This window comes from Bradyrhizobium sp. BR13661, assembly GCF_029892425.1.
GTDB lineage: Bacteria > Pseudomonadota > Alphaproteobacteria > Rhizobiales > Xanthobacteraceae > Bradyrhizobium.
Window position 1 is genome coordinate 45,536 of record NZ_JARXWB010000016.1, and the last position, 13,452, is coordinate 58,987.

12 protein-coding genes are annotated in these 13,452 nt (G+C 63.5%); 10 read left to right on the top strand and 2 right to left on the bottom strand.

What is annotated here, in order from left to right; all coding sequences use genetic code 11:
* Positions 1-73: 73 nt before the first annotated feature.
* From M2427_RS24830 to M2427_RS24845, 4 genes are all read left to right on the top strand, one after another.
* Positions 74-1,138 carry an amidohydrolase family protein gene (locus tag M2427_RS24830; RefSeq protein ID WP_280709382.1) on the top strand — a complete coding sequence of 355 codons (1,065 nt, stop codon included), beginning with the start codon at positions 74-76 and terminating at the stop codon, positions 1,136-1,138.
* 14 nt (positions 1,139-1,152) lie between these two features.
* Complete coding sequence (locus M2427_RS24835; RefSeq protein WP_280709383.1) at positions 1,153-2,265, top strand: amidohydrolase family protein; 1,113 nt, start codon at positions 1,153-1,155, stop codon at positions 2,263-2,265.
* A 7-nt stretch (positions 2,266-2,272) separates the two neighbouring features.
* Complete coding sequence (locus M2427_RS24840) at positions 2,273-2,686, top strand: Rieske (2Fe-2S) protein (RefSeq protein WP_280709385.1); 414 nt, start codon at positions 2,273-2,275, stop codon at positions 2,684-2,686.
* Positions 2,687-2,758: 72 nt separating this feature from the next.
* A complete protein-coding gene (locus M2427_RS24845; protein ID WP_018648496.1) occupies positions 2,759-2,965 on the top strand; it encodes a hypothetical protein in 207 nt (68 codons plus the stop codon).
* A 57-nt stretch (positions 2,966-3,022) separates the two neighbouring features.
* Here M2427_RS24845 and M2427_RS24850 read toward each other — a convergent pair whose 3' ends face one another.
* Positions 3,023-3,868 carry an SDR family NAD(P)-dependent oxidoreductase gene (locus tag M2427_RS24850; protein ID WP_280709386.1) on the bottom strand — a complete coding sequence of 282 codons (846 nt, stop codon included), beginning with the start codon at positions 3,866-3,868 and terminating at the stop codon, positions 3,023-3,025.
* Positions 3,869-4,053: 185 nt separating this feature from the next.
* Between M2427_RS24850 and M2427_RS24855 the strand changes: the two genes are divergently transcribed.
* The 4 genes from M2427_RS24855 to M2427_RS24870 all read left to right on the top strand — a co-directional run bounded on the left by M2427_RS24855 (position 4,054) and on the right by M2427_RS24870 (position 9,225).
* On the top strand, positions 4,054-5,550 hold the full coding sequence (locus tag M2427_RS24855; RefSeq protein ID WP_280709388.1) for an aldehyde dehydrogenase family protein: 1,497 nt from the start codon (positions 4,054-4,056) through the stop codon (positions 5,548-5,550).
* 120 nt (positions 5,551-5,670) lie between these two features.
* Positions 5,671-6,798, top strand: a complete 1,128-nt coding sequence (locus tag M2427_RS24860; protein ID WP_280709390.1) for an alkene reductase — start codon at positions 5,671-5,673, stop codon at positions 6,796-6,798.
* 155 nt (positions 6,799-6,953) lie between these two features.
* Entirely contained in the window at positions 6,954-7,457 is a 504-nt protein-coding gene (locus M2427_RS24865) for a GFA family protein (RefSeq protein ID WP_280709391.1), read from the top strand.
* Positions 7,458-7,563: 106 nt separating this feature from the next.
* Positions 7,564-9,225 carry a thiamine pyrophosphate-binding protein gene (locus M2427_RS24870; RefSeq protein WP_280709392.1) on the top strand — a complete coding sequence of 554 codons (1,662 nt, stop codon included), beginning with the start codon at positions 7,564-7,566 and terminating at the stop codon, positions 9,223-9,225.
* Between the two features lie 147 nt (positions 9,226-9,372).
* On the opposite strand, the gene M2427_RS24875 is transcribed toward M2427_RS24870, so the two are convergent.
* Positions 9,373-10,752: an LLM class flavin-dependent oxidoreductase gene (locus tag M2427_RS24875; protein WP_280709394.1), complete on the bottom strand. Its 1,380-nt coding sequence runs from the start codon at positions 10,750-10,752 to the stop codon at positions 9,373-9,375.
* Positions 10,753-11,012: 260 nt separating this feature from the next.
* Between M2427_RS24875 and M2427_RS24880 the strand changes: the two genes are divergently transcribed.
* Both M2427_RS24880 and M2427_RS24885 read left to right on the top strand, forming a co-directional pair.
* The gene (locus M2427_RS24880; RefSeq protein WP_280709395.1) at positions 11,013-12,398 is read left to right on the top strand and encodes a M20 family metallopeptidase; all 1,386 of its coding nucleotides are present in this window, start codon (positions 11,013-11,015) and stop codon (positions 12,396-12,398) included.
* Positions 12,399-12,496: 98 nt separating this feature from the next.
* Positions 12,497-13,408 carry an amino acid ABC transporter substrate-binding protein gene (locus tag M2427_RS24885; protein ID WP_280709396.1) on the top strand — a complete coding sequence of 304 codons (912 nt, stop codon included), beginning with the start codon at positions 12,497-12,499 and terminating at the stop codon, positions 13,406-13,408.
* Positions 13,409-13,452 lie beyond the last annotated feature (44 nt).

The window sequence follows — 13,452 nt, forward strand, 5'->3', positions numbered from 1 at the left end:
CTACCAGCCAGCGCACTCTGCGCGGGCGGCGCCGAGAACGCCGCCAATATAAAGATTGCCCGAGGAAGCATCCATGGCGGTGACGCGGATCGACTGCGACATCCACCCGGCGGTTGGTGGCACGCGCACGACGCTGCTTCCTTATCTCAGCGATCACTGGAAAGAGCAGGTGGTGAGCCGTGCGATCGACGGCCTCGATCTCACCTCCTATCCGCCGAGCATGCCGCTTTCGGGCCGCGCGGACTGGCGGCCGGCCAATGGCAAGAAGCCGGGCTCTGATCTCGCGATGGTGCAGAAGGGCGCCTTCGATCAGTTGGGCGCGAGCCACGCGATCCTCAACGTGCTCTACGGCGCCCAGGCCGTGTTCGATGCCTACATGGCGGCTGATTTCTGCAAGGCGATCAACGACTGGATCGCCGCCGAATGGCTGTCGCGCGACCCGCGCCTGCGGGCCTCCATCGTGGTGCCGATGCAGGCGCCGGATCTGGCGATCGAGGAGATCGAGCGCCGCGCCGGCGACGTCAGGTTTGTGTCGATCCTGGTGCTGGCACAGGGGGAGACCTTGCTGGGCCGACGGCATTTCTGGCCGGTCTACCAGCTCGCGGAGAAATACAAGCTGCCGCTCGCGATCCACGCCGGCTCGCAATATCGGCAGGCGCCGAGCTCGGCCGGCTGGCCCTCGTACCGCTACGAATATTACTTCGTCGAGGCGCAGGCGTTTCAGGCGCAGATCCTGAGCCTGATCTATGAAGGCGTGTTCGGCAAATTTCCCGATCTCAAGGTCGTGCTGATGGAGTCGGGCGTGAGCTGGCTGCCGGCCTTCATGTGGCGGGCCAACAAGACCTGGCGCGGCGTCCGCGTCGAGGTGCCATGGGTCGAGCGCGAGCCCGCATCGATCATCCGCGATAATTTCCGCGTCACCATGCAGCCGTTCGATACGCCCGGCGACGCCAAAAGCGTTGAGGAGATCATCGACCAGATCGGCTCGGAAAAAATGTTCCTGTTCGCGTCCGACTATCCGCACTGGCAGTTCGACGGCGACGATCCGATCCCGCCGCATTTGCCAAAGAGCATCATCGACAAGATGTGCGTCGACAATCCGCTGGAGACGTTCCCGCGGTTGTCGCTCGCAAACTAATTTAGGAGGTTCGCATGAGTGAAGTCATCGACCGTCCGCTCCGCGACGACGAGAAGCCCGCCGCATCGAGGCTGCGGATCGTCGATTGCGACGTGCATCCGAGCCTGAGATCGACGGATGATCTCAACGAGTTCCTGCCGAAACGCTGGCAGCAGCACCTGAAGGAATATGGCAGCCATCTGCGCACGCCTTATCTCTTCACGACGCCGTACCCGCGCTCCTCGCCGTTGATCGCACGACGCGATGCCTGGCCGCCGACCGGCGGGCCGCCCGGCTCCGATCTCGCCTTCATGCAGAAGCAGTATCTCGATCCGCTCGATGTCGAGTTCGGCATTTTGCAGGTGCTCGATCTCTTCATCTTCTCGCAGCAGAACCTCGAATTCGGCGCCGCGATCCAGCGCGCCATCAATGATTGGCAACTGGCGTTCTGGTCGCATCGCGATCCGCGCCTGAAGGCCTCGATCTTGGTCGGTCAGGACGGCACGGAGCTCGCCATTGCCGAGATCGAGCGTTGCGCCAAGACAGGCGAATATATCCAGATCAACGTGTCGCCGCGCGCCAACGAGCCGCTCGGTCGCCGCCGTTACTGGCCGATCTACGAGCGTGCCCAGGCGCTCGATTTGCCACTCGGCATCCATGTCGGCGGCTATGGCGGCCACGCGCCGACCGGCGGCGGCTGGCCGTCTTATTATGTCGAGGAGCATCAGTCCAACGCGCATACGATCGCGGCGCAACTTGCGAGCCTTGTCATCGAAGGCGTGCCGGAGCGGTTCCCGAAATTGAAGATCGTTTTCATCGAGGGCGGCTTCGGCTGGATCCCATCGGCGGTGTGGCGGATGGACCAGCATTTCGAGCGCTTCCGCAGCGAGGTGCCGCATCTCAAGCGCAAGCCGTCGGAATATGTCCGCGAACATTTCTGGTTTACGACGCAGCCGATCGACGAACCTGACGAGGCGCGGCATTTGCGCTCGCTGATCGAATGGGTCGGCATCGACCGATTGCTGTTCTCGTCGGACTATCCGCACTGGGATTTCGACGATCCGCGCTTTGCCTTCAAGACGCCGCTCACCGAGGCCGAGCGGAAAAAGATCTTCAGCACCAATGCCCGCGCGGTCTACAAGTTCTGAGATCGGTATGGCCCGTCACATCGTCGCCCGTACCAGCGAGATCCGGCCCGGCGGCAACAAGGTCGTCGATGTCGCCGGCCGCGACATCGTCGTGTTCCATGTCAATGGCGAGTTCTTCGCGCTGTTGAACCGCTGCCCGCACGAAGGCGCGCCGCTGGAGAAGGCCGCCTGCGTGGCGCGGCTGACCTCGCCCGAACCCGGCGTCTATGAGCGCTCGCGCGTCGGCGAGATGCTGCGCTGCCCCTGGCACGGCTGGGAGTTCGATATGCGCAACGGGCAGTCCTGGTTCGATCCGACACGGGTCAAGATCAGGTCATACCCGGTTGCGGTGGAACGCGGCGACGAATTGCAGAAGGGGCCGTATGTCGCTGAGACATTTCCGGTACATGTCGAAGACTCCTATGTGATTGTCGAGGTCTGATCCGGGATTGCCGATTGAGATTCGAACGCAAGTGCGATATGGCTCTCGCGCTTTCAGTGGCGGAGACGAGCTTTGTCGAAACAATCCCTGCGTGAAGAGGCCGAGCGCCTGATCCGCGAATCGATGGAAAAGAAGACCATCGTCGTGAAGCAGGGCTCGACCCGCATCGAGGCCGTCTGTGGCAAGTGCGGCGCGCCAAACCGGGTCCAGGCGGAAAAAGGCCAGACCCGCGTCAAATTCGCCTGCAAGAATTGCGGGCACAAGCAAGAGACGCTGTAGCTTTCTAAACCTCTCCCCGCAAGAGCGGGGCGAGGGAGTGAGAGAGCGGGTGCACGCCTAACTTCCCTCCACAAATCTCTTAAACGCATCCGCGTAGTCCGGATGCCAGCGCGACAGCGGCGGGCGGTTCTCGACGATGTCGCCGGCGGCCCACAGCATGCGCTTCTCATCGAGCGCGCGCGGCACGTCGTTATCAGGGCAGAGGATGTAGAAATCGCCGGCCTCGAGCCGCGCCAGCATGAAATCCACGGTCTGCTCCGGCGTCCACGCGCTGGCCGGCTTCTCGGTTCGGCCTTTTGCCGTGAGCCCGGTGAACACGAAGCCGGGGATCAGCAGGTGGGCGGTGATGTGACAGTCTTTGGTGTTGCGCAGTTCGTGCTGCAGCGCTTCCGTAAACGCCTTCACGCCGGCCTTGGAGACATTGTAGGCGGGATCGCCGGGCGGGGTGGTGATGCCCTGCTTGGAGCCGGTGTTGATGATCAGGCCGGCCTTGCCGCGCGCAATCATGTTCGGCGCGAAAATGCGTGAGCCGTTGATGATGCCCCACATGTTGACGCCGATGATGCGCTGCCAATGGTCGGGTTCGCCAAACAGCGTGCTGCCCGGCTGGATACCCGCATTGTTCATCAGCAGGTCGGTGCCGCCGAAATGCGCGCCGACGGCACGTTCCAGTTCCGTCAAGCTGTCAATCCTGATGACGTCGACCGCGGACGTCATCACATTTGCGGCGCCTGCAATCGATGACAGTTTTGTTGCGGCCTCTGCCAGCCGGTCCTCGTCTACGTCAGCGATGCACACCTTCATCCCGGCGCGCGCAAACGCCATGGCCGCGGCGAGACCGATGCCGGATGCGCCCCCGGTGATCACGGCGACATTGCCCTTGGCGATGACAGGATGTGACATAACTCTTCCCCCGGACCTGCTCTCGATCGCCCTATAACATGCTACGCGTGCGACCTGCACAAGTCGGCATGGCAGGGCTTCGTTGCACGCTGACTTTACGCCTTTCCGGCGCCGCTGTATTCTTTTCGACTTAACGATCCCGCCCAGATCGAACCCAATCAATCATCTACCCAGGGAGTGCAGCCATGGCTGTGTCGCAGGCTATTCCGATCACGCGCCATCCGTTCGCCAACGGGTCCTACAAGCAGATGCTGATCGACGGGAAGTGGGTCGATGCCGCTTCCGGCAAGCGCTTCGAGACCCACAATCCCGCCACCGGCGAGCTGCTCGCAACCGTCGCGGAAGGCGACAAGGAAGACATCGATCGTGCGGTCGCCGCCGCCCGCCGCGCCTTCGAAGGGCCCTGGAGCAAGGTCAAGCCGTTCGAGCGGCAGAACCTGCTACTCAGGCTCGCAGATCTCGTCGAGAAGAATTTCGACGAATTGTCGCAGCTCGACACGATGGATATGGGTGCACCGCTCAGCCGCACCCGCGCCTATCGCCTGCGTGCCGTCGGCATGCTGCGTTATTACGCCGGCCAGACCACCGCGATCCACGGCGAGACCATCGAGAACTCGCTGCCCGGCGAGATCTTCTCCTATACGCTGAAGGAGCCGATCGGCGTCGTCGGCGCCATTATTCCCTGGAACGGCCCGCTCACGGCGACGATCTGGAAGATTGGACCTGCGATCGCGACCGGCTGCACCGTGGTGCTCAAGCCCGCCGAAGAGGCGCCGCTGACCTCGCTGCGCATCGCTGAGCTCGCAATGGAGGCCGGCATCCCGCCCGGTGTCATCAACGTCGTGCCCGGCTATGGCGAGACCGCGGGCGCTGCGCTCGCGTCGCATCCCGACGTCGACAAGGTCGCCTTCACCGGCTCGCACGTCACCGGCCAGTCGATCATTCGCGCCTCGGCCGGTAACCTCAAGCGCGTCTCGCTCGAGCTCGGCGGCAAGTCGCCGGATATCGTGTTCGCGGACGCGGATCTTGATGCCGCCGTTCCCGGCGCGGCGATGGCAGTGTTCGCGAACTCCGGCCAGATCTGCAGCGCCGGCACGCGTCTGTTCGTCGAGCAGTCGATCTACGAGGAGTTCGTCGGCCGCGTCGCCGAGTTTGGCAAGAAGCTGCAGGTCGGCAACGGCCTCGATCCCAACGTGCAGATCGGCCCGCTCGTGTCCGAAGAGCAACTCAAGCGCGTCACCGGCTATCTCGACATCGGCCAGAAGGAGGGCGCGCGTGCGCTCGCCGGTGGCGGCCGCGTCACCGAAGGCGCGCTGTCGAAGGGCTTCTTCGTTTCGCCGACCGTGTTTGCCGGTGTCCAGGACAACATGCGCATTGCACAGGAGGAGATTTTTGGTCCCGTCATCTCCGCGATCGCATTCAAGGACATGGACGAACTGGTCAAGCGTGCCAACAATACCACCTTCGGCCTCGGTTCCGGTCTGTGGACCCGCGATGTCAGCAAGGCACATGCGGTGGCGAAAAGCCTGCGCGCCGGCTCGGTGTGGGTGAATTGCTACCAGGCGATGGACCCGGCCGTGCCGTTCGGCGGCTACAAGATGAGCGGCTACGGCCGCGAGTCCGGCAAGCAGCATGTCGAGGAATATCTCAACGTCAAGTCCGTTTGGATCAAGACGGCCTAAGGTTTGTTCTCCCCCGCGTTCCGCGCGAGGGAATATCTGCTTTTCGTGGGGCGGCGCCTTTTTCCGGTGGCCGCCCCACGCTATATGATCCACGTCCTTCCATAGCCATTCGGGGCAGTCATGAAATTTCCGGCGTTGTTCAAACCGTTGCAAGTCGGTCCGTACAAGCTCGCCCATCGTGTTGCGATGGCGCCGCTGACGCGCATGCGCGCGGAGCGCGACAGCTTTTCGCCGCGGCCGCTCAACGCTGAATATTACGGCCAGCGCGCAACGAAGGGCGGCCTGATCATCGCCGAAGCCTCGCCCGTGCTGTCGCACGGCCGGGGCAATCCGGCGACGCCGGGCATCTATACGGACGCGCAGATCGCGGGCTGGCGCAAGGTGACGGATGCCGTGCACGCCAAGGGCGGCATCATCTTCCTTCAGCTCTGGCATGTCGGTCGCGTCTCGCATTCCTCCTTCCATGGCGGTGAGCTGCCGGTCTCGGCTTCGGCGATCGCGATCAAGGCCGAGGGCATGAGGGCGATGACCGCCGACGGAAAGATCGCCGATTACGAGACGCCGCGCGCTCTGGAGACTGACGAGGTCAAGGGCATCGTCGAGGCCTTCAGGCAAGGCGCCAAGAACGCACTTGCCGCCGGCTTCGACGGCGTCGAGATCCACGGCGCCAACGGCTACCTGCTCGAGCAGTTCCTGCAATCACGCAGCAACCACCGCACCGATCAATATGGTGGCTCGATCGAGAACCGTGCTCGGCTCTTGATGGAAGTCACGCAGGCGGCGATCGACGTGTGGGGTGCCAACCGCGTCGGCGTCCGGCTGTCGCCGCACGGCATCGCCAATGATTCCGCCGAGCCCGATCCGATGCCGCTCTACACCCATGTGGTGAAGGCGCTCGACAAGCTCGGCCTGGCCTATCTGCACTTCATCGAGCCGCGCTCCAGTGGCGCCGGCCGTGCCGACGTGCATTGGGAGAACGTGCCCTCCGCCATGGTGCTGTTCCGTCCGCACTACAGCGGCGTGCTGATGACGGCCGGCGGCTTCACCGGCGAAACGGCGAACGCGGCGATCGCCGATGGTCACGCCGACATCATCGCCTTCGGCCGCATCTTCATCTCCAACCCCGATCTGCCGCGGCGGCTCGAGCACGATTACCCGATCACGCCGTACAACCGCGCGACCTTCTATGGTGGCGAGGAGAAGGGGTACACGGATTATCCCGCCTATGACGAGCTGACGCCGGCCTAGTCGTTCTCGACAGTCATTCCGGGGCGCGACGAAGTCGCGAGCCCGGAATCCATCGAGCCGCATACGCGGAGGTGGGATGGATTCCGGGCTCGATGCTTCGCATCGCCCCGGAATGACGAGCTTCGCTGCGCTCGCAATGACCACGGGGAGAGACAATGGCCAAAGCCGCAGTCGCCGCAGGAACTGCCACCGGCCAATGCCTCTGCGGCAAGGTCACCTTCGAGATCGACGTTCCCGCGCGCTGGGCCTGGCACGATCATTCCGCCGCCAGTCGCCGCGCCCACGGCGCGGCTTACGCGACCTATGTCGGCAGCTGGAAGAAGCGTTTTCGCATCACCTCCGGCAAGACCGCGCTCGCTCGCTACGAGGACAAGACGACGAAGACCGCACGTAGCTTCTGCTCGCATTGCGGCACGCCGATCGCCTATGAGCGCCCGCGCGGGCCGCACATGGTCAACATCCCGCGCGCTCTCTTCAGGGAACGTACCGGCCGCCAGCCGCTCTATCACATCGCGATTGAGGAACTGCAGGAGTGGGCCTACACCGGCGAGCCCTTGGTGCCCCTGAAGGGTTTTCCGGGTGTGGTCTGGCAGCGCTCGAAAAAGAAGAAACGCGCGGGCGGTGAGGATCCGTTCGAATTGGGGCGCGAGGAGATGTAGCGCCGATCCCACGCAACGCAGCCATGACCGCGCTTCCTTGCGCGCCTCCCGTGACTTCGGCCATCATGCTCTCGTCCTTGCGGCGTCGTCCGCTCTCGGAGGAAACATGAAGAACAAGATCACTGGCCGTTCCGCCTTTCTCGCGCTGCTCAAGGACGAAGGCATCACGCATCTGTTCGGCAATCCCGGCACCACCGAGTTGCCGATCATGCATGCGCTGAAGGATCATCCTGACCTCACCTATGTGATGGCGATGCAGGAGAGCCTGGTGGTGGCGATCGCCGACGGCTACAGCCGCGCCTCCGGAAAGCTCGTCGCCTGCAACGTCCATGTCGCGCCCGGCCTCGGCAACGCGATGGGCTCGCTCTACAACGCCCAGTTCACGGGCACGCCGATGATTTTGACCGCGGGGCAGCAAGAGCAGGGCCACGGCCTGATGGAGCCGGTGCTCTATGGCCCCCTGGTGCGCATGGCCGAGCCGCTGGTGAAATGGGCGGTCGAGGTGACGCGGCTGGAGGATCTGCCGCGCATCGTGCGCCGCGCCGCCAAGGTCGCGATGACGCCGCCGACCGGACCGGTGTTCATCTCGCTGCCCGGCGATATCCTCAACAGCGAAGCCGGCATCGATCTCGGCCGATCCACCCGCATCGACGCGCGCACAAAGCCGTCGGACGAAGCGCTCAGGGCGTTCGCCGCGCGCCTGCTCAAGGCCGAGCGCCCTGTGATCGTCACGATGGACGAGGTAGTCAAGAGCGATGCGCTGAAGGAAGCCGCCGAACTCGCCGAGCTGCTCGGTGCGGCTGCTTATCAGTCCTCAACGCCTTATGGCGCGCACTTCCTTTCCGAAAGCTCAAGCTTCGTCGGAACGCTGGCGCGCGTGCAGAAGGTCGCGCGCGATACGCTCGCGCCTTACGATCTCCTGATCGCGCTCGGAGGCGATCCCCTGCGGATGTCGGTCTACAGCGAGGTTGATGCCTTGCCCGATGGTCTCGACATCGTCCAGATCGGTCTCGTCGATTGGGAGATCGCCAAGAATTACGGCGCTGAGATCGCGCTCAAGGCGGATGTGAAGGAGACGCTGCGCGCGCTGATCCCGGTGCTGAAGGAGATGGGCGGTGCGGCACTGGCGAGCCGCGCCAAGCAGCGCCTCGCCGAACTCGCACCGAAGAACTGGACCGCGCGCCGCGCCGCGCTGGTCGAGCAGATCGGCAAGAGCGCCGGCCGCACGCCGATCGATCCTGATTATCTGGTGCTGCAGATGGTCGAGGCGATGCCCGACCACGCGATCCTGGTGGACGAAGGCCTCACCTCTAGCCGCCAGATCACGAGCTTACGTTCGCACCGCGATCGCTATGGCTATCACGGCCTTGCCTCCGGCGGCATCGGCTGGGGCCTGCCGGCCTCGGTCGGCGCCAGCATCGCCAATCCGGATCGACCCGTGGTGTGTTTCTCCGGCGACGGCAGCGCAATGTATTCGATCCAGTCGCTGTGGACCGCGGCGCATCACAAGCTGCCGCTCAACGTCGTCATCGCCAACAATGGCGGCTACCGCATCATCAAGCAGCGCCTGCTCGCGTTTCATGGCGACGACAATTATGTCGGCATGGATTTCGCCGATCCGCCCGTGGATTTCGCCGGCGTCGCGAAGGCACTAGGTTGTGAAGCGATCAAGATCGACGATCCGCGCGAGCTGAAGGGGACGCTGGCGTCGGCGTTTGGCCGACCGGGGACGAAGCTGATCGAGGTGATGGTGGACGGCAAGGTGTAGCGGCGCGGCCGAACCTTCCACGTGCTCAGTGTCATCGCCCGGCTTGACCGGGCGATGCAGTATTCCAGAGGCTGCTATTGTCTATGGAGAAGCCGCGGCGTATTGGATGCCCCGGTCAAGCCGGGGCATGACAGCGAGGTGTGGCTTCTACCCTTTCCTCCCCACGCGATACCCGGCCGCAGGATGCGGCGCATCTAACCGGGCGCGGCCGTCGCCGAACAGCTTCTCCCGCAGCGTGCCCTTGGCGTATTCCGGCTTGTAGCGGCCACGCTTGGTCAGCTCCGGCACCAGCATGTCGGAGATGTCCTCGAAATCGCCGGGCGAGATCGCAAAGGCGACGTTGAGGCCATCGACGTCGGTCTTCTCGAACCAGTCCTCGATCTTGTCGGCGACGCTTTCGGGCGTGCCGACCACGACCGGGCCGGCACCGCCGATGCCGACATGCTCGATGACGTCGCGCACGGTCCAGACGCGATCGGGGTCGCCGCGGGTGACATTGTCGAGCGCGCTGCGGCCGGCGTCGTTCTGGACGTGACGGACCTGCTGGTCGAGTTCGTAGCCGGAGAAGTCGATGCCGGTCCATCCCGACATCAAGGCGAGCGCGCCTTCCGGATTGATGTGCGAGCGGTAGTCGGCATATTTCGCCGCCGCTTCGGCTTCGGTGTTGCCGAGGATGATCGTCATCATGTTGAACATCAGAATCTCCGCCGGGTTGCGGCCAAGCCTTGCGGCTTCCTCACGGATCGCGGAGACGCGCGGCGCGATGATCTTGGCCGATGGCCCCGACATGAACACGCATTCGGCGTGCTTGGCCGCGAACTGCCGGCCGCGCGGCGAGGTGCCGGCCTGATACAGCACGGGTGTGCGCTGGGGCGACGGCTCGCTCAAATGAATTGTGTTGTTGATGCGGTAGTTCGCGCTCTCATGATTGATGCGATGAACCTTGCTGGGGTCGGTGAAGATGCCGTGCTTGCGATCGCGCAGCACGGCGTCGTCCTCCCAGCTGCCCTCCCAGAGCTTGTAGACCACCTCCATATATTCGTCGGCGATGTCGTAGCGGTCGTCGTGCCCGGTCTGCTTGTCCTTGCCGGCGCCGCGCGCTGCGCTGTCGAGATAGCCGGTGACGACGTTCCAGCCGATCCGTCCCTCGGTGAGATGATCGAGCGTCGACATCCGCCGCGCAAAGGGGTAGGGCGGCTCGAACGACAAATTGCTGGTGACGCCGAAGCCGAGATTTTTCGTCACCGCCGCCATCGCCGAGAGCAGCAGCAGCGGCTCGTTCGAGGGCGTCTGTGCTGCATTGCGCAAGGCTGCGTCAGGGCTATTGCCATAGACGTCGTAGACGCCGAGCACGTCGGCCAGGAACAGCCCGTCGAAACGGCCGCGTTCCAGCGTTTTGGCCAGGTCGAGCCAGTAGGGCAGGCGGTTATATTCGGCGGTGCGGTCGCGCGGATGGGTCCACAACCCCGGGGACTGATGCGCGACGCAATTCATCGCAAATGCGTTAAGCCTGATCTGCTTGGCCATGCTGGTACCCCGGCGCCCTGTACTGAGCGCTCTTCAAATGATAGACGTGCGCCCCAACTTGGCGACGTTCTTGCATATAATTGGCCCTTAGCAAGGGCCAAAATGAAAAGGCTTGCGCTTGGCAAGGCTAAAATGGCGGCACGACTGCCTTGGCAAGCCAAGCTCAAGAGAACAAGAACGAAATCACAAGTCCCCGCCACTTTCGAGCGTCCGCGTAGTCCGCTACGCTGCCTCGTTCCATCAAGTTGAAGACGATACTGATGACCAGAGCCGACGCCATCGCCCGCACCCGGGACGACTTCAAATCCGGTGCGTTCCTCGCTGAACTCGACCGCCGCGTCGCCTTCAAGACCGAGAGCCAGAATCCGTCACGGGGCCCCGAGCTGCGCGCCTATCTGGAGCAGGAGATGGTGCCGGCCTTCGCGGCGCTCGATTTCACCAGTCGCATCGTCGAATCCCCAAGCGGCAAGTCGCCGTTCCTGTTTGCCGAGCATCACGAGAGTGCCTCGCTGCCGACCGTTCTGGTGTACGGCCACGGCGACGTCGTCGATGGCATGGAAGGCGAGTGGCGCGATGGCCGCGATCCCTGGCGCACGACGGTTGCAGGCACGCGCCTCTATGGCCGCGGCACCGCCGACAACAAGGGCCAGCACAGCATCAACATGGCGGCGCTCCGCGCCGTGCGCGAGGCCCGCGGCGGCAAGCTCGGCTTCAATGCAAAGTTCATCGTCGAGATGGGCGAGGAGATCGGCTCGCCTGATCTGGGCAAGGTCTGCGACCTCAACCGCGAGGCGCTGAAGGCGGATCTGTTCATGGCTTCTGACGGGCCGCGGCTGTCGGCGGATCGGCCAACGTTGTTCCTCGGCTGCCGCGGCGGCATCCGCATTCATCTCGACGTGGCCTTGCGCGACGGCGGCCATCATTCCGGCAATTGGGGCGGCGTGCTCGCCAACCCCGCGACCATTCTGGTCAACGCGATTTCGACGCTGGTCGACGGCCACGGCCGGCTTCAGCTCGACGCGCTGAAGCCGCCGCGGCTTACCAACCAGATCCGCAGCTATCTTGCCGATGTGCAGGTGGTGCCGACCGAGGACGAGCCAGCGCTTGCGGAGAATTGGGGCGAGGAGGGGTTGTCCGCGGCCGAGCGGCTTTATGCCTGGAACACGCTGGAAGTTCTGGCGATGTCGTCGGGCAATATCGGGAAGCCGGCAAATGCCATTCCCGGCCATGCCAACGCCGTGCTGCAACTGCGTTTCGTCGTCGGCACCAAGGTCGATGGCCTGATCGACGCTATCAGGGCGCATCTGGTCGCCAAAGGCTTTCCGATGGTCGAGGTGCGGGCGGCGCAGAGCTTTGCCGCCTCGCGCACCGATTTCGACAGCCCCTGGATCAAATGGGCGGCGGATTCCATCCAAAACACCACCGGCAAGGCACCGGCGGTGCTGCCGAACTTCGGCGGCTCACTGCCGAATGATGTGTTTTCGGAAGTTCTGGGCCTGCCGACGATCTGGGTCCCGCACTCCTATCCCGGCTGTTCCCAGCATGCGCCCAATGAGCACATCCTGCTGCCATTGACCGAAGAGGCCTTGACGGTGATGGCCGGGCTGTTCTGGGATCTCGGCGAATTACCCAGGCCGCTTGCCTGAGCCCACAAGCCTGAGCCGGCGTCCAGCCGAAAGTCACATTCTAATCCGGGCCGAGATGTGCTTGCATCCGGCCGCATCATCCTGAAAGGGGAGAAAAAGTGAAACATTTCCGTCACATCGGCATCGCGCTCGTCGCGACCTTTGCCGTCAGCCAGGCCGGCGCCGAGGAACTGACCGGCACGCTGAAAAACATCAAGGACACCGGCGCCATCACGCTCGGTTTCCGCGATTCCTCGATCCCGTTCTCCTATCTCGACGACAACCAGAAGCCCGTCGGGTTCGCGATGGACATCTGCTACAAGATCGTCGACGCCGTGAAGAAGGAGCTTAAGCTCGACAAGCTCGAGGTCAAGCTCAATCCGGTGACCTCGGCCACGCGTATTCCGCTGATGGCGAACGGCACCATCGACCTCGAATGTGGCTCGACCACCAACAATGCCGAGCGTCAGAAGCAGGTTGCTTTCACCAACACCCACTTCCTGACCGCCAGCCGCTACGTGTTCAAGAAGTCGAGCGGCATCAAGTCGATCGACGACCTCAAGGGCAAGGCGGTGGTTTCCACCGCCGGTACCACCAACATCAAGCAGCTGACTGAGGCCAATGTCGCAAAGAGCCTTGGCGCCAACATCATCCCGGCCAAGGACCATGCCGAAGCCTTCCTGATGGTCGAGACCGACCGCGCGGTCGCCTTCGTGATGGACGACATCCTGCTCGCGAGCCTCGTCGCCGGTTCGAAGTCGCCGGACGATTACGCCATCTCCAAGGATGCGTTCTCCAAGCCCGAGCCCTACGGCATTATGCTGCGCAAGGATGACGCGCCGTTCAAGAAGGTGGTCGATGCGGCCACCGCTGCGCTCTACACCTCGGGTGAAGGCCAGAAGATCTACGACAAATGGTTCACCGCGAAGATCCCGCCGAAGGGCCTGAACCTCAACTCGCCGATCTCGGCCGAGCTGAAGAACGAGTTCGCCAAACCTTCGGACTCGCCGAACCCGGACGACTATAAGTAAGATATAACCTCGATCTCCGGATCGGGATTGATGTCCGGCCACTC